Below are 621 nucleotides of genomic sequence, written 5' to 3' on the forward strand. Positions count from 1 at the left end.
CGCTAGGACCTCATCGTTGGCCGCACGGATGAAGCAGGATACAATCCCACTTGCTGTCCAATGGGAGCCGTTCCACGGAATTCGCCGAGAAACTTTCTGTCACAGTCACGCCAGCAATGGCCCGCCTTATCCGCCAAAAAGTCGAAGACGGCTCTTTCGGCTCGGCGAGCGAAGTCATCCGCGCGGCGCTCCGGGCCTTCCAGCGCGAGGAAGAGGAGCATGCCGAGCGCCTAGCCGCGATCCGGGCCAAGATAAAGGCTTCGATCGAAGATACGCGTCCCGCTATTCCGCTGGATCACGCCATCGCGCAAGTGAGGGAACGAATCGCGCAATTGGCGTACGACAGCGATGACGACGGACCCTCCTGACATAAGAAGTTCTACTCGGCGGGCTCGACACCCACGCTTGGCAACCCAGGCTTCCCCGCCTCAGCAGGATTTCGCCTGACATAGGCAGCCTTCAAACTCTCCGAAGTCTCGCGCGAGCCGTCATGGCTCCAGCCGGGAGGCTTGATCAGATAGTTCAGGCGATCGCTCAAGGTCAGACCGGGCGCAAAGGCATCCCTGAGCATGCCGATCCATTCATGGAATGCCACTTTCAGCGGATTGAGGGTGCCGAGAT

General features: G+C 59.9%; 1 protein-coding gene and 1 pseudogene. One reads left to right on the forward strand and one right to left on the reverse strand.

Translation table 11 applies throughout. The annotated features are described in order from the left end of the window. Nucleotides 1-53 precede the first annotated feature (53 nt). Nucleotides 54-368, forward strand: a complete 315-nt coding sequence (locus tag ENZ75_RS33625) for a type II toxin-antitoxin system ParD family antitoxin (protein ID WP_281040754.1) — start codon at nt 54-56, stop codon at nt 366-368. 11 nt (nt 369-379) lie between these two features. Here ENZ75_RS33625 and ENZ75_RS33630 read toward each other — a convergent pair. Further along, nucleotides 380-621 (reverse strand): annotated as a pseudogene (locus ENZ75_RS33630) (sterol desaturase family protein); the annotation flags it as partial.

It is taken from the genome of Mesorhizobium sp. M7A.F.Ca.CA.002.04.1.1, assembly GCF_004022805.1.
In the GTDB taxonomy this organism is placed as follows: Bacteria; Pseudomonadota; Alphaproteobacteria; order Rhizobiales; family Rhizobiaceae; genus Mesorhizobium; species Mesorhizobium ciceri.